Genomic DNA, 14970 nt, shown 5'->3' with positions numbered 1-14970 from the left:
GTGTCTGGCGAATTACGTCGACCTGAATCATCGAGTCGATTATGGATTCAGCAGAGATCTTTCACGTCGGCGTACCTCTACAGCATCCCCCAATCAGTCCCCTCTCCCTCTGGGCGGTCCGACGTTTCGGGAGGGCTAGGGTGAGGGGCTTTTCAACGCACACACAAAAACGCCGATGCCCATCACTGGCCATCGGCGTTTTCACACCTTGAAGGGGGTGGTTCAAGCGTCAGATCAGAACGCCGGCAGTACCGCGCCGTTGTACTTCTTCTCGATGAACGCTTTGACTTCCGGGCTGGTCAGGGCTTTGGCCAGTTTCTGGATCGCGTCGCTGTTCTTGTTGTCCTCACGGGCCACCAGGAAGTTCACGTACGGCGAGTCAGCACCTTCAATCACCAGCGCATCTTTCTGCGGGTTCAACTTGGCTTCCAGCGCGTAGTTGGTGTTGATCATGTCCAGATCAACTTCTTTCAGAACGCGTGGCAGCAGGGCCGACTCCAGTTCCTTGAACTTGAAGTTGTGCGGGTTCTTGGCGATGTCTTTTGGCGTTGCCAGAGCGTTCTTCGGGTCTTTCAGCTCGATCAGGCCAGCCTTCTGCAGCAGGATCAGTGCGCGGCCGCTGTTGCTGCCTTCGTTCGGGATGGCGATAGTGGCGCCGTCCGGCAGTTCAGCGAGGGTCTTGTACTTGCTCGAGTAACCACCGAACGGTTCAACGTGCACGCCCTGCACGGTCACCAGATACTTGGACTTGTCGTCCTTGTATTTGCCCTGGTTAAAGCTGTTCAGGTACGGCAGGGTCTGGAAGTAGTTGGCGTCCAGACGCTTCTCGCCAACCTGTACGTTCGGCTGAACGTAGTCGGTGAACACTTTGATTTCCAGATCCACGCCTTCTTTGGCCAGGGTCGGTTTGATCAGCTCAAGGATTTCAGCGTGCGGAACCGGGGTCGCGGCAACCACCAGTTTTTCGCCAGCATTGGCCAGGGAAGCAGTCAGAGCAGCCGCCAATGCGGTAAACAACAGAACCTTTTTCATGCAGTGTCCTTATCGAAAATCACGGTCGTCATCGACGACGGCATTAATACGTGTGCCAGTGAAGTGATATCGCTGGCGTGGGTCGGACAATACCGGGATTTTTTATTCCCGGACAATAACGTTTATTCAGCTTCATATTCCATTTTGTTCATGTTGAACGAAACGGTTACAAACCCTCACTCAAACGAATCAGCAAATCTTTCAATGCCTTACGCTCGGCGACGCTGCCGCCGATGTTGATTTGTGTCACTAGCCGTTCGATCTGAAGCTGCGGCCCAGACGCCTCGGGCAGGTTCAGGTGCTCCGGCAGAATCTCGTCACCGGTACTCACCAGCAAGGCAAAGTGAATGACGTTTTCCAGCTCGCGGGTGTTGCCCGGCCAACTGTGTTGTTCGAGCACGTGCTGCGCCGCTTCGCTGATCAGCGGCACAGGAAGGTCGAGACGCTGGCTGTAGATGCCGAGGAAATATTCAGCCAGCGACAGGATATCGCCGGTACGCGCACGTAACGCCGGCAATTCGAGGTGGCCCTCGCTGAGGTAGTGATAAAGGCGCTCGTGGAATTTCCCGGCGTCCACCGCTTGCGCCAGATCAATGCTGGTGGCCGCGACCAGGCGCACATCCACGGGACTTGGCTGATGCGCACCGACACGAGTGACTTCGTGGTTCTCCAACGCGGCAAGCAATTTGATCTGGATCGGCAGCGGCAAGTCGCCGATTTCATCCAGATACAAGGTGCCGCCGTTGGCCGAACCGAACCAGCCTGCACGGCTGCTGGCCGAGCCGCTGTAACTGCCGGCAGCGTAGCCGAACAGCTCGGCATCAGCGTAGGTCGGGCTGATCGCTCCGCAATTGACCGAAACAAACAGACCGCTGCGGTCACTGGCGCGATGGATGTGCCGGGCGAGCAATTCTTTACCCGTACCGGTCTCGCCACGGATCAATACCGAAGTCGAGCGCGGCGCCAGTTGCTCGAGCTCCTCACGCAGTTGACGCGAGCGCGGATCGACGAACACCAGCGCCTTGGCGCGAATGCTCAGGGGGCTTTTTTCCGCATCGGGAAAGGTCAGCAACGGCTGACCGAAGGTTTCGAAACTCATGGCAGGCTCCCGCCCAAAACCGCCGGCAGACGGGGGCGTTGAAAGAAAAAAGATCAGGCGCGGCGGCGGGCGTGGTGTTCCATACGGTTTTGCAGGCGATAGAGATAAGCAAAACCCTGCTCCCAACGCTGATGCCCGGACTTGACGTTGATGTGTCCGGCACCGGCGAGAATCCCCGCCTCGGCACCCCAGTTGCGGGCCAGCTCCAGTGCGCGCGGCGCACTCACGGCGGCGTCGTTGTCGGAACTGACGACCTGGCTCGGAAACGGCAGCAGATCAGTCGGAATCGGCGCGAAATTGCGCAGCGCCGGTGCACACGCCGGACGCTCGACATCTGCCGGCGCGACCAACAAGGCACCACGCACCTGACGCAGGTATTGCAGCGGCGCAGTGGCTGCCCAATGGGCAACGGTGATGCAGCCGAGGCTGTGGGCGATAAGGATGACAGGCGTGCTATCGGCGGCAATCGCCTCGGCCAGTGCCGCCACCCAGTCTTCACGACGCGGCGTCAGCCAATCGGCCTGCTCGACCCGCGTACTGTTTGGCAGGCTGTTCTGCCAGTGGCTTTGCCAATGATCATCTGGCGATCCTTGCCAGCCCGGCACAATCAGGTAGCGGATTGATTCGTTGCGCATGGGGAGCTCTCCTGCGTCGTGTCTGTTCCTGAACGAGTATAGGGAGGGGATTTATATTCGTTAAGGAATAAGAAGCTATTTATTAAGACCTGAATTGAATATGAGATGTGTGCCTGGCTGGAAATCTTTTCCCCCTCACCCCAGCCCTCTCCCCCATGGGGGCGAGGGGGAAAGGGAGCCGATCTTCATGCCGTTCAAATCCTGAGTTCGACTGGGTATTTCAGGTCGGTGTAACTCGTGAGAACAACCGAGATCAGTTCCCTCTCCCTATGGGCGGTCCGACGTTTCGGGAGGGCTAGGGTGAGGGTTCTGCTTCTAATGCCAGAAATAAAAAAAGGGCCGCACCCTGCCAAGGAGACGGCCCCGGAAAAACGTAAAATCTGTCACCGCGCGGTAATCACCGATAACTTGGTAATCCCCGCCCGTTCAATCGAAGCCATCGCCCGCGCCACTTCGCCGTAGTTCACTCCGTCATCGGCCTGCAATTGCACGCGCACTTCCGGGTCTTTGGCCTTGGCCGACTTGAGGTTGAATTCCAGCAAGTCCGGCTGAATCTCGTCCTTGTTGATAAACAGCTTGCCGGCACCATCGATGCTCACCACCAGCGGGTCCTTCTGCTCGACCGGCGCCACCGCTTCGGTTTTCGGCAGGTTGATCGGGATCGCGTTGGTCAGCAACGGCGCGGTGACGATAAACACCACCAGCAGCACCAGCATCACGTCCACCAGCGGGGTCACGTTGATCTCGCTGAGTACCTCATCACTGTCTTGCGTGGAGAAGGCCATATCAGGACGCCTCCTTCACTTTTGCTGCGTTGCCCGGCGTTGCGACCTTGTGCGCCGTCGGGTGGATCAACACGCGGAATGCACTCTTCTGCGCCAGGCTGTAGAAGTCGTGGGCGAAGTCATCCAGATCCGCCGCCGTCAGTTTCAACCGACGCAAAAAGTAGTTGTAAACCAGCACTGCCGGCACCGCGACGGCGATCCCCACACCTGTGGCGACCAGTGCCGCACCGATTGGCCCGGCGACCGTTTCCAGGCTCGCCGAACCTGCGGCGCTGATGCCTTTCAACGCCTCCATGATTCCCCACACCGTGCCGAACAAACCAATGAACGGCGAGGTGCTACCAATACTTGCGACCACTGCAAGGCCCGTTTCCAGCGAACGCCGTTCGCGAACGATCTGCTGACGCAATGCGCGCTCGAGGCGATCCTGATGGTTGATCGCCTGGCTCAAATCATTCGCCTGTGGCGTCTCACCCACCTGAATCGCCGCGTAACCGGCCTGTGCCACCCGCGCTGCGGCGCCGGGTTGGGTCTCGCTCAATTCAGCGGCTGAATCCAGACTCGACGCCGCCCAGAAACGCTTATGAAAACGCCGATCCTGCGCCTTCAGCCGCCCGAACTGCACAGCCTTGAGCAGTGCCAGGCCCCAGGTGGCGACGGAAAAAACCACCAGCAGCCAGATCACCGCGCTTTCGATGGATTCCAGTGGAGATGCCAGTAACGTCATGATGATTCCCTCGTGTAAACGTTTCGCGCGAATTTGGTTTCGGTTTAATGAATCTTGAAATCGATGGGCACGCTGACCCAGCCGTCCTGGGCGACATCACCCTGCTTGGCCGGGACGAAACTCCAACGTTTGACGGCGTTCAGCGCCGCGTCGTCGAGCTGTTGCCGGCCGCTGCTTTTGGCTATCTGGATCTCACCCGGTTTGCCGCTGGCCAACACATGCACGCGCAGCAACACCGTGCCTTCCCAACCGCGACGCTGAGCCAGCGACGGGTATTCCGGTGCCGGGTTTTTCAGGTACGCGGCGTTCGCTGAGGCCGGGGTTACCGGTGCCGGCGCGGGGGGAGCAGGTGGCGCTGGCGCTGCAACCGGAGCTGCCGGTTGTGGCGGCGCGGGTGGTTGCTCGACGGCTTTCGGCGCTGGTTTGGGGGCCTGTTTAACCACCGGTTTGGGTTTCGGAACGGGTTTTGGCGGCGGTGGTTTTACCGCCAGTTCGTCTTCTACCGGCGGCGGTGGCTCAACCACAGGCGCAGGTGGTGGCGGCTCGACAACCGGTGGTGCTGGTGGTGCCGGGCGCGAGAATTCGATAGTCATCGGCGGAATTTCCGGCGGCACGATCGGCAGCACCGGCGTCGGCTTCTGGCTGATCCAGTAGATCACCGCGCCATGCACCACCAATGCGAGCACGCCGAGCAGAAGGGTTTCGCGCCGACTCAAAATTCCTTTGGGCGCACGCTGCAAACGCAGCTGTCCCAACGGCACACGATGCGGCCGGCCGAGATCGACCAACTCGCCACCCGGCGTCTGACGCCACAGCAATTCCTCTGCGCTGGCGGCGGTCTGGACATTGCCCATTGATTCACTCCCTGCGGTCTTTTTGCGTTCTCTACAAAAACTGCCGATCAACCGTTTGTTGAATCCCCCACGGCGAATCGATGGATGAATCATTGGGCTTGGCGCTTATCTCCGAAAGTAATCTTTAACGTTATGCATAGGCCTTTATGGAATATATGAATTGATCAATTCCGCCAAAGCCACGTACCACGTGGGCTGTAGCAATGCGGGAAAATTCGCATGCTTTTCAGGCATTGAAAGTATTCACGCAACGCATCAAATTCGCCTGACCCGGTTTTGTGGGACAACTAATACCAAGTAAATAGTTGATTGTTATTTTGCCGGAACAATAAAAAATGCCGGCGCACTTTCGTGCGTCGGCCTTTATCAATTGCGCGCGAATTATTGTTTGACGAATTCCCCTGCCAGGGTCACTACTTCACCGTCAAAATTAGTACGGGAACCGGCCGCACGAACTTTTGCGTAATTGTGATCAGGAGAAAACAATGACCACGCTTGAAATCCGCTATTACCATTCAGACCGACAAATGTGATGGTGGTAGGTTGTCCGGTGCTGTTCTGGAAATGGTAATGCCCGTAGCTGACGTCATAGTTAACGCCGCCCTGGCTGAACGTGCCACTGAATGTACCGTTTGAATCGTTGCCATCGGTAATCGTCAGTTTGGCGCCAGCGTTAGCGTTCACATAAGTGCCATTAATGCTCGACATGATTCGATTTCCTTTATCGTTGGGATAAGTATCTTCCGATGAGAGCAAGTTTCCTCCTGGAAACTCACGACAGTCAGGATGGTTGCACATTCAATTATTGTCCACGCGACTTACTAACGAATTTGCAATAAGCACCCTTCAACCCGCTCATAACTTATCGCCGTTCGTTCGAGCAATAATTCCAATTCGACTAACGACTGGCATTGGTTTGTTGCGCGCCGACAACCGGGGCATTAACCGCCGTCTCGGAGCGTGGCGTACCCGTTGGCACCCAGTCATAACTCACAGGCAACGCCCGATAGACCCAATTGCTGATCGCGTCGCTGCCCGGCGCCTTGCCGAGATACGGGCTGACGTATTCCCAGACATTTTCACCACTGGCCGTCACCTGGAAAAACCGTCCGTTCATGCCTTCGTCGATCAGCGTGTTGCCGTTGGGCAAGCGCCGCGCGCTGCTGATAAACGAGCTGTAGAACGCCCACCCCGGTTGCTTCGAATTGGCCGCGCTGTACTGCCAGACGATCTCACTTTTCACCGGATCGATTTCCAGTACCCGCGAGCCGGAAATCAGCCCGAGGGTAACGTTCGGATAACCCGCCGATCCCTGGTTATCGAACACCAGCAAATTGCCGGCACCTGGCAATCCGGCCGGAATGATGTGTGCATCATGCTGACCGACGAACTGATCCACCGGGCGCGGCAATTTTTGCGCAGTTTTCGGGTTGATCAGCGGCAGGTTCGGGCCGAGACGCCAGACCACTTTGCCGCTGTTCTTGTCGATGATCGCGATGAAGTTGGCGTTGCGTGAATCGATCAGCAGGTTGTCCGGATTGAAGCGCTTGTCACCGGCATCGAACCACTTGTTCGGCCCCACCAGACTGAGGTTGTTGATGTGCAGGTAGTCCGGATTTTCACTGGCGCGCACCAGCTTCAACTGCTCGGCGGTGAAGCCGAATTCATTCAGATGCTCCGAGGCCAGCCACTGCCATTTCAGCGCGCCGTCGGGGCTGACTTCATAGATCGCATCGTCAATCACCTCGGGCACTTTAAAGCCTTTGACTTTGTGCACCTTGTTCGCCAGCACCACGGTGTTGCCGTTGCTCAAACGGCGCTGATCATGGTGTTGTTGCGCTGCGCCACCGGGCGCCTTGTCGCCCCACTGCCAGACGACTTTGCCATTCCAGTCCAGCTCGCCGACGCTCTGATTGCCCAACCCGTTGCCGGCCGAACCGAGTTTACCGGGATCCTTTTCACTCAGTTGCAACAGCACATGGCCGCGCTCGCCGCCGACCAGTTTCGGGTCGATGATCGCTGACGGGAAACCTGCCTGTGGCCAGGTTTTCACCTCGTTGCCGTTCATGTCGATCAGGTGCGTCTGCTTGTCGGCGCCGCTGAAAATCACGTACTGATTGAAAGCCTTGTTCGGGTCATAACGGGTCACGCCGGTCGGGTAAACACTCGGTGCGGCGAAGGCGCCGGCACTGAGCACTGCGCCGGACAGCAACACCGGCAAAGCGGTTTTGATACGCAACATGATGCAGTTCCTTGAGTGACGAATCAGAAGTCGTAGCGACCGGTGACGCCGAGGGTGCGAGGTGTGCCGAGCAAGCCTTCATAGCCGCCATTGCCGCCCGTCCACAGGGTCGTGTAGTAGGTTTTGTCGAAAGCGTTTTTCAGCCACAGCGACACGTCCCACTGGCCCTGATTGAAATCGCCGCGCAGGCCGGTGGAGAAGTTGACCACGGCGTAACTCGGGATCTGTCCGAAGTCGGAATCCTCGACGGTACCGACGGCTTTCGAGCGAAACGCGTAGCTGGCAGTGACGTAAGGTTCGAAACCGTTATCCAGATTCCATTTGTATTCACCGTTGGCGTTGCCGATCCATTTCGAAGCGCCGACCACTTGATGGCCGCTGAGGTCGCAGGACGCTGGAGCACCTGGTGCCTGACTGACTTCCGGCGGGCACGGGGCATCTTTGTACGAGAGGTAACTGACGTCGTTGTAGGAGCCGTTGATGTTCAGGGTCAGGCCGCGCAGCGGGATCACCGTGCTTTCGAACTCGACCCCGCGTGAACGTACGGAACCGGCGTTGGTCAGGTACTGCACACGGTTTTCCGCGTCGTAGGCGTTGGTCTGGTAAGCGTTGACCTGAGTCCAGAAGACGTTGGCGTTGAGTTGCAGACGGTGATCCCACAGCGTGCTCTTGAAGCCGAGTTCGGCGTTGTTCGCGCGCTCGGTGCCGATCAGCAGCGAATCTGAACCCGCTACCGGTGCGGAACCGACGGCGAGGTTGACCCCGCCGGACTTCTCGCCGTGGGATAACGTGGCGTAACCGAGCACATCATCAGTGATGCGATAGCTGAGGTTGAGCAGCCCGGAAGGACTCGAGCTGTACTGATTCAGATCGCCGGAATCGTAAGCGCCGGCACGACCGCGCCGCGCCGTGGCCGCAGCGCCCGTAACGGCGGCGCCACCGAGCGGCGCATCGCGAGTGACCCAGGCTGATTTCTCTTCATACGTGCCACGCACCCCGGCGGTGAAGTCCAGTCGCTCGGTGAGGTGCCAGGTGCCTTGGGCGAACAATGCAAAACTGTCGGTCTTGATATGACCGTTGCCGACACTGGTGACGTTGGCCAGCGCACCGGGCGCCGTACCATTCCAGATATCCGCTTGCGGGCCGTAATAAGCGAAGGATTTATTGTCCAGATCCGAGCCGAAGTAGTACGCGCCTACGACGTAATCGAAGAACTCGCCCTTGGGCGAGGCCAGGCGAAATTCCTGCGAGTACTGTTTGTCTTCCACCGACACCCCGGCGTTGTAGCTCGCCGGCACGTTGAGGCCGTCGTCGTTGCGCGGGGTAAAATTCCAGAAGCGATAGGAGCTGATCGAGGTCAGCGTGAAGTCGCTCGGAAGCGCCCAGTTAGCCTCCACCGAGGTGCCGCCCTGATGCACGGTGACATGCTGATCGTTGTCCAGATTGACCTTGCGGTGCGAGCCATTGACCAGCGTTGCGCCGGCGGCATTGGCGCGCGACTGGTACAGGTTGACGCCGTTGATGGTCGGCCCGGTGTTGTACAACACGCGGGTGCCGGCGCTGGAATCTTCTTCGTTGTAGTCGCCGATCCAGCGCAGGTTGAAATCTTCGTTGGGCTTGAACAGCAGCTGCGCGCGGAAGCCCTCGCGCGAGCCGCCGTTGAGATCATGGCCGTCGTATTCGTTTTTGATGTCACCGTCGCTACGGGTTCGATAAGCCGAAAAACGCCCGGCCAGTTGATCGTTGAGCGGGCCGGAAATGGTGCCCTTGGTCTGGAAGTAACCGTCCTCACCCACCGAGGTTTCGATGCTGCGCTCAGGGGTGAAGGTTGGCGCGCGGGTGCTGATGTTGATCACCCCGGCAGTGGTGTTTTTGCCGAACAACGTCCCCTGCGGCCCACGCAAGACTTCGAGCTGTTCGATATCCATCAGGTCAAACACCGCCATCCCCGGGCGGCCCAGATAGACGTTGTCGATGTACAGGCCAACGCTGCCTTCCAGGCCATCGCTGGCCGGGTTATTACCGAGACCGCGGATCGATACGCTGGACTGCCGCGCGTGCATGTAGGCGACGTTGACGCTGGGCACCAGTTGCTGCAAATCCTGAATCCGGTAAACCCGTTGCGTCTCCAAATTCTGCCCGCTGACCACGCTCATTGGCGTCGGTACGTCCTGCGAACTTTCTTCGCGGCGGCGGGTAGTGACGGTCACGGTTTCCAGTTGCGAACTGTTGGCGGCAGGCTTGCCGGCCGGCACCGGCGCCGGGGTTTCGGAGTCGGCAGCGTAACCGTGAGTCCAGCTCGCGCTCCCGGCCAGCAACAGGGCCAGAGGCAGGCGTTTGAGCCGTCGTGGCGTTAGGGGTGACGCAAGGTTCAACGGACTCATGGCGCGGCTCCTGGTCAAAAAACACACAGACATCATCAGCGCTGCATATTCTTTTAAGTTATTTATTTATGGATTTACAAATATTTACTGCATAAGAGATTGCCTTTATAAGGAGTCGACCTAATGCATATCCAATGCATTTCCCGGATATTTTTTATGTGAAAAATGCATATCGACTTGCGCCAACTTCGTCACTTCATCGCCCTGGCTGAACAACGCAGCTTCGTCGCCGGCGCGCAGGCGGTGAACCTGTCGCAGTCGGCGTTCAGCCGCAGCATTCAGGCGCTCGAGCACAGCGTCGGCTGCCAGTTGGTTGATCGCGGGCGCAAGGAATTACCGCCGACCAAACAGGGCCAGGTCCTGCTTGAGCACGCGCGGCGACTGGTCAGTGGCGCGCAGCAGATGGCCAACGAGATCAGTCAGTTCAATGGGCTGGAAGCGGGGGAATTACGCTTCGGTTGTGGGCCGGCGCCGGCGGCGGGTTTGATCCCTCGGGCGATTGGCAGCTTCATCGGCCGCTATCCGAAAGCGCGGGTGCAGTTTCAGGTCGATGACTGGCAGAGTCTGAGCAAGCGGTTACTCAGCGAAGAGTTTGAATTTTTCGTCGCGGACACTCGGCACTTCGAGGCAGATCCGGATTACCTGACCTACCGGTTGCGACCGCGCAAATGGCATTTCTGCTGCCGTGCCGGCCACCCTTTGGCCGGGTTTGAGCGGGTCACCGCCGAGCAATTGATGAGCTATCCCTTGGCGGTAAGTATTCGTCCGCCGAACCTGCGCAAAGTCATAGTCGACCTCAGCGGGCGTCCGGATTTCACACCCAATGTGGAGTGTGAAAACAGCTCGAGCCTGCTCAGCGTGGTGCTGCGTTCGGATGCGATCGGAATTGTCGGGGCGTATTCCGACGCGCTGCATCAGGCCAAAGGCGAGTTGGTGTGCTTGCGCATCGAAGGACTGGCGGATGATCTTGAGGAGCTGTACACCCGCTACGGGATTGTCAGCCGCGCAGGGTATCGGTTGTCGCCGTTGGCGGAGGCGATGATTGAGCAGATCAAGGCGATTGATGCGGTGGTTGAAGAAGTCTGTTCACTGGAGAATTTTGCTGTCTGAATTGACGCTTTCGCGAGCAGGCTCGCTCCCACAATGGATTGTGGTGAATACAGAATGTGTGATCGCCACCAACCCTGTGGGCGCGAGCCTGCTCGCGAAGAGGCCGGCACAGGCACCGATGCATTTCCTGCATAAAACCCATTCCCCAAATGCACTTGCCGAACACCCCCACTGAAAGCGAAAAACCCCACCTGTCTCTCTGACCGGTGAAACCATGTCCAACTCGCCAAACCCCGTGCGCAACGTGCTGTACATCATGTGCGATCAACTGCGCCGCGATTACCTGTCCTGCTACAGCCATCCGCATCTGCACACGCCGAATATCGATCGCCTCGCCGCTGCCGGCGTGCGTTTCAGCCGCGCCTACACCCAAGGCACGATTTGTGGCCCGTCGCGGATGTCGGCCTACACCGGACGCTATGTCAGCAGCCATCAAGTGGCGTGGAACGCCGTGCCGTTGCCGCTGGAAGAACTGACCATCGGCGATTACCTGCGCCCGCACGGCATTCGTACTGCGCTGGTCGGCAAGACCCACGCGACGGCGAATGTCGATGCCTTGCAACGCCTGGCAATCAATCCCGAAAGCGAACAGGCCGAAATCCTCAACGAAGTCGGTTTCGAACCTTACATGCGCCACGACGGCATCTACCCCGACGACCCGCTGTTCGACGACAAACGCGAATCCGCGCCCTACACCCATTATCTGCGCGAGCAGGGGTTCGACGGCAAAAACCCCTGGCACGACTGGGCCAACGCCGCCGAAGGCGAGCACGGTGAAATCCTCAGCGGCTGGCAAATGCGTCATGCGAATTTGCCAGCACGAATTCCCGAGCAACACTCAGAGACTGTCTACACTACAAATCGAGCCATCGACTTCATCACCGAGCAAGGCGAGAAATCGTGGTGTTTACACCTTTCCTATATCAAACCGCACTGGCCCTACATCGTACCAGCGCCGTACCACGCCTTGTACAGTACGAAATCGATTCTCGAAGTGATCCGCGCGACACCCTCCGAAGCCAGCAAACACCCCGTCTACACTGCCTTTCGCCAGCATGAAGAAAGCCTCAACTTTTCCCGCGATTCAGTACGATTGACTGTAATCCCTACGTACATGGGTCTGATCAAGCAGGTGGATGATCAACTCGGACGGCTGTTCGATTTTCTGCAGAGCAATGGCCGCTGGGACGACACGTTGATCGTGTTCACCAGCGATCACGGCGACTTTTTGGGCGATCACTGGCTCGGTGAGAAGGAGTTTTTGCTGGAGCAGGCGGTGGGCGTGCCGTTGATCGTGCGTGATCCTCGAGCGACGGCGGATGTCACGCGCGGCACGGTGGATGATCGACTCGCGGAAACCATTGATGCGTTGCCGACATTCCTTGAGGCACTAGGATTGCCGGGGGCGGAGCATCGGCTTGAAGGGCGTTCGTTGATCCCGCTTCTGCACGGCGAAAATCCGGATTGGCGCCACTATGCAATCAGCGAATACGACTACGCCTTTCAGGCGCCGGCGCGGGAGCGTCTGGGCCAGCCGATTGATCGTTGCCGGATGACCATGGTGCGTAGCGAGCGCTGGAAATACCTGGCGTACGACGGTTTTCGGCCGCAGCTGTTTGATTTGCTGAATGATCCGCAGGAGTTGCGGGATTTGGGTGATGACCCGGAATTCGCGGCGGTGCGCGAGGAGCATGCGGGGTATTTGCTTGAGTGGGTGCGGGGGTTGAAGCGGCGTACGACGATCAGTCATCAGGAGATTGATTTGCGCGGGCAGCGGTTTCGCTATGGTGAGCCGCAAGCCGAGAAGGTTGTGCAGATTGGGGTTTGGTAGCGGGAAGAGCCCCTCACCCTAACCCTCTCCCGGAGGGAGAGGGGACTGAATGGGGGATATGTCAGAGGTGCACCGACCTGATCCAGCTTCATCGAATCCATAATCGATAGGGTCTTTCAGGTCGATGGATAACGCGAGACAACGCGGTCGGCTCCCTCTCCCTTTGGGAGAGGGCTGGGGTGAGGGGCTGTTGATCTTCAGTCACGACCTTTGATGGTCTGGCTACGCTGCCCATTCGCGCCCACCGGCACTTCACCCTTCAACGTCACCCGACGCACCACCCGATCCTGAGTGCCGTAATCATCAATCGCATAATGCTGCGTCGAGCGGTTGTCCCAGATCGCCACATCACCAGCCTTCCAGCGCCAGCGCACGGTGTTTTCCTGGCGGATCACATGGCTCTGCAACAGCCCGAACAGATGCGCTGAATCCGCTTGCGAGTAACCCTTGATGCGTTTGACGAAATGCCCCAGCAGCAAGCTCTTCTCGCCGCTGATCGGGTGCACGCGCACCACCGGATGCTCAGTCTCGTAAACGGTCGACGTGAAGACCTTGCGATAACGCTCAAGCTTCTCCGCCGAGACGTCCGGCTTGGCGCTGGCGTAGTCGTATTCGTTGCTGTGCACGGCGACCAGTTTGTCGGCCAGTTCACGCAGCTCGGTCGGCAAGCCGTTGTACGCCGTCGCGGTGTTGGCCCACAGGGTGTCGCCGCCGAATGCCGGCGCGACGACCGAGCGCAGGATCGAGGCTTTCGGGTAGGCGTCGACGAAAGTCACGTCGGTGTGCCAGGAGTTGGCGCGCTGACCTTCAGCACCGTCCAGCTCCAGCAGATAACGCGTGCCTTCACGCGACGGCACGGTCGGGTGCGCCACCGGCTCGCCGAGCAAATGGGCGAAGGCTTCCTGACGCTGATCGTCGAGTTGGGTCTGCTCACGGAAGAACACGACTTTGTACTGAACCAGCGCCTGTTGAATGGCTTCGACGGTGGCGGCGTCCAGCTCACCGGACAGGTGCACGCCACGGATCTCGGCGCCGATACGACCGGCGACCGGATGAATCTCCAGCGCGTGGACAGCGGGTTTTACTGCGAGTGCGGCATTGCTCATGGGTAGACCCTCATCGACTGCTTACGGTTGGACGGCAGCGAAACAACGCTCTATCTATATTCCTTTTACATCTAATAGATATTCACATGCTTCGTTGACGGAATAAGAGCTTGCATTTAAAACCTCTAGCAACCCTCGTCGCAAATGCCTTCGAGCTATTTTTAGGATGCCGGAAAAGCATATGGATCTTCGCCAGTTGCGTTACTTCATCGCCCTCAACGAACACCGCAGTTTTGTCCGCGCGGCCGACGCGATGGGCATCACTCAACCGGCGTTCAGCCGCAGCATTCAAGGGCTCGAGCAGGAGTTCGGCTGCGTGCTGGTGGATCGCGGCAACAAGGATCTGCGCCCCACGCCCGAAGGCCAAGTGGTGCTGCAACACGCCCTGAGCCTGGTGCAGGGTGCCGCGCTGCTCAGTGCCGAGGTGACGCAGATGACCAAGCTCGATGCCGGCGAAGTGCACTTCGGTTGCGGCCCGGCGCCAGCAGTGAAACTGGTGCCGGACGCCGTGGCGCAATTCATCAACGCGCACCCGAAAGTGCGCACCTGTTTTCAGGTGGATAACTGGGAAAAACTCAGCCGCGCGTTGAGCCGTGAAGAGATCGAATTCTTCATCGCCGACATCCGCCCATTTCGAGTCCGATCCGAACTTCCAGACCCAGGCACTGACACCCAAACGCGGGGTATTTTTCTGCCGCCCGGGACACCCGTTGCTGGCCAAGGAAAGCCTGTCGACCAACGACATGTTCGACTATCCGCTGGCGACCACGCTGATCCCGCCGGGGATTCGCAAATTATTGGCGAACCTCAGCGGCCGCATCGATTTTTCCCCGACCATCGAGACCGAGCATTTTCCGGCGCTGGTGAAGGTGGTGCTGCAATCGAATGCGATTGGCGTCGGTACGGAAGAGGCGTTTGTCGAGGACATTGCCAAGGGTTCGCTGGTGTTGCTGCACTGGCGTAATTTGCCGCAGAACCTGGAGAGCATGAATGCGCGTTGCGGGATTGTCAGTCGTACCGGGTTTCGCCTGTCGCCGGCGGCACGGGCGATGATCGAGACGTTGGTGGCGGTGGATCGACAGGAGATCAGCGTCGCCGTTTAGGGCCCTTTCGCGAGCAGGCTCGCTCCCACAGTGGTTCGGTGGTGAATGCAGAATCTGTGTTC

At 58.6% G+C, this 14970-nt stretch carries 12 protein-coding genes and 1 pseudogene; 3 read left to right on the top strand and 10 right to left on the bottom strand.

Annotated elements, in window-relative coordinates; translation table 11 throughout:
* Nucleotides 1-234 precede the first annotated feature (234 nt).
* The 9 genes from HU754_RS02165 to HU754_RS02125 form a co-directional block, all read right to left on the bottom strand.
* Nucleotides 235-1032: a MetQ/NlpA family ABC transporter substrate-binding protein gene (locus HU754_RS02165; RefSeq protein WP_007918708.1), complete on the bottom strand. Its 798-nt coding sequence runs from the start codon at nt 1030-1032 to the stop codon at nt 235-237.
* Nucleotides 1033-1198: 166 nt separating this feature from the next.
* Nucleotides 1199-2131 carry a sigma 54-interacting transcriptional regulator gene (locus tag HU754_RS02160; RefSeq protein WP_186620788.1) on the bottom strand — a complete coding sequence of 311 codons (933 nt, stop codon included), beginning with the start codon at nt 2129-2131 and terminating at the stop codon, nt 1199-1201.
* Between the two features lie 53 nt (nt 2132-2184).
* The gene (locus HU754_RS02155) at nt 2185-2766 is read right to left on the bottom strand and encodes an alpha/beta hydrolase (protein WP_186620790.1); all 582 of its coding nucleotides are present in this window, start codon (nt 2764-2766) and stop codon (nt 2185-2187) included.
* A gap of 383 nt (nt 2767-3149) precedes the next feature.
* Nucleotides 3150-3551, bottom strand: a complete 402-nt coding sequence (locus tag HU754_RS02150; RefSeq protein WP_003220570.1) for an ExbD/TolR family protein — start codon at nt 3549-3551, stop codon at nt 3150-3152.
* Between the two features lies 1 nt (nt 3552).
* The gene (locus HU754_RS02145) at nt 3553-4278 is read right to left on the bottom strand and encodes a MotA/TolQ/ExbB proton channel family protein (RefSeq protein WP_093440486.1); all 726 of its coding nucleotides are present in this window, start codon (nt 4276-4278) and stop codon (nt 3553-3555) included.
* A 44-nt stretch (nt 4279-4322) separates the two neighbouring features.
* Nucleotides 4323-5132 (bottom strand): energy transducer TonB, encoded by an 810-nt coding sequence (locus HU754_RS02140; RefSeq protein ID WP_093440478.1) that lies wholly within the window; start codon nt 5130-5132, stop codon nt 4323-4325.
* A 381-nt stretch (nt 5133-5513) separates the two neighbouring features.
* A complete protein-coding gene (locus HU754_RS02135; RefSeq protein WP_038359731.1) occupies nt 5514-5840 on the bottom strand; it encodes a hypothetical protein in 327 nt (108 codons plus the stop codon).
* A 190-nt stretch (nt 5841-6030) separates the two neighbouring features.
* Nucleotides 6031-7374, bottom strand: coding sequence for an aryl-sulfate sulfotransferase (locus tag HU754_RS02130; RefSeq protein WP_180699383.1), 1344 nt, complete (start codon nt 7372-7374; stop codon nt 6031-6033).
* 23 nt (nt 7375-7397) lie between these two features.
* A complete protein-coding gene (locus HU754_RS02125) occupies nt 7398-9758 on the bottom strand; it encodes a TonB-dependent receptor (RefSeq protein WP_186620792.1) in 2361 nt (786 codons plus the stop codon).
* Between the two features lie 165 nt (nt 9759-9923).
* Here HU754_RS02125 and HU754_RS02120 point away from each other — a divergent pair, with 165 nt between their 5' ends.
* Both HU754_RS02120 and HU754_RS02115 read left to right on the top strand, forming a co-directional pair.
* Nucleotides 9924-10868: a LysR family transcriptional regulator gene (locus HU754_RS02120; protein WP_186620794.1), complete on the top strand. Its 945-nt coding sequence runs from the start codon at nt 9924-9926 to the stop codon at nt 10866-10868.
* A 214-nt stretch (nt 10869-11082) separates the two neighbouring features.
* Nucleotides 11083-12699, top strand: coding sequence for an alkaline phosphatase family protein (locus HU754_RS02115; RefSeq protein ID WP_186620796.1), 1617 nt, complete (start codon nt 11083-11085; stop codon nt 12697-12699).
* 197 nt (nt 12700-12896) lie between these two features.
* Here the strand turns inward: HU754_RS02115 and HU754_RS02110 are convergent, their stop codons facing one another.
* Nucleotides 12897-13805, bottom strand: a complete 909-nt coding sequence (locus HU754_RS02110) for a TauD/TfdA dioxygenase family protein (protein ID WP_095113908.1) — start codon at nt 13803-13805, stop codon at nt 12897-12899.
* A gap of 166 nt (nt 13806-13971) precedes the next feature.
* Here HU754_RS02110 and HU754_RS02105 point away from each other — a divergent pair.
* Nucleotides 13972-14908 (top strand): annotated as a pseudogene (locus HU754_RS02105) (LysR family transcriptional regulator).
* Nucleotides 14909-14970 lie beyond the last annotated feature (62 nt).

Origin of the sequence: Pseudomonas zeae, assembly GCF_014268485.2 — a bacterium.
Lineage (GTDB): Bacteria > Pseudomonadota > Gammaproteobacteria > Pseudomonadales > Pseudomonadaceae > Aquipseudomonas > Aquipseudomonas neuropathica.
This window is presented reverse-complemented; position numbering and strand designations above follow the sequence as displayed.

What these genes read in the sequence shown, in the direction of transcription:
- HU754_RS02165 (WP_007918708.1), bottom strand. Translation starts at nt 1,032, where the DNA reads ATGAAAAAGGTTCTGTTGTTTACCGCATTGGCGGCTGCTCTGACTGCT.
- HU754_RS02160 (WP_186620788.1), bottom strand. Translation starts at nt 2,131, where the DNA reads ATGAGTTTCGAAACCTTCGGTCAGCCGTTGCTGACCTTTCCCGATGCG.
- HU754_RS02155 (WP_186620790.1), bottom strand. Translation starts at nt 2,766, where the DNA reads ATGCGCAACGAATCAATCCGCTACCTGATTGTGCCGGGCTGGCAAGGA.
- HU754_RS02150 (WP_003220570.1), bottom strand. Translation starts at nt 3,551, where the DNA reads ATGGCCTTCTCCACGCAAGACAGTGATGAGGTACTCAGCGAGATCAAC.
- HU754_RS02145 (WP_093440486.1), bottom strand. Translation starts at nt 4,278, where the DNA reads ATGACGTTACTGGCATCTCCACTGGAATCCATCGAAAGCGCGGTGATC.
- HU754_RS02140 (WP_093440478.1), bottom strand. Translation starts at nt 5,132, where the DNA reads ATGGGCAATGTCCAGACCGCCGCCAGCGCAGAGGAATTGCTGTGGCGT.
- HU754_RS02135 (WP_038359731.1), bottom strand. Translation starts at nt 5,840, where the DNA reads ATGTCGAGCATTAATGGCACTTATGTGAACGCTAACGCTGGCGCCAAA.
- HU754_RS02130 (WP_180699383.1), bottom strand. Translation starts at nt 7,374, where the DNA reads ATGTTGCGTATCAAAACCGCTTTGCCGGTGTTGCTGTCCGGCGCAGTG.
- HU754_RS02125 (WP_186620792.1), bottom strand. Translation starts at nt 9,758, where the DNA reads ATGAGTCCGTTGAACCTTGCGTCACCCCTAACGCCACGACGGCTCAAA.
- HU754_RS02120 (WP_186620794.1), top strand. Translation starts at nt 9,924, where the DNA reads ATGCATATCGACTTGCGCCAACTTCGTCACTTCATCGCCCTGGCTGAA.
- HU754_RS02115 (WP_186620796.1), top strand. Translation starts at nt 11,083, where the DNA reads ATGTCCAACTCGCCAAACCCCGTGCGCAACGTGCTGTACATCATGTGC.
- HU754_RS02110 (WP_095113908.1), bottom strand. Translation starts at nt 13,805, where the DNA reads ATGAGCAATGCCGCACTCGCAGTAAAACCCGCTGTCCACGCGCTGGAG.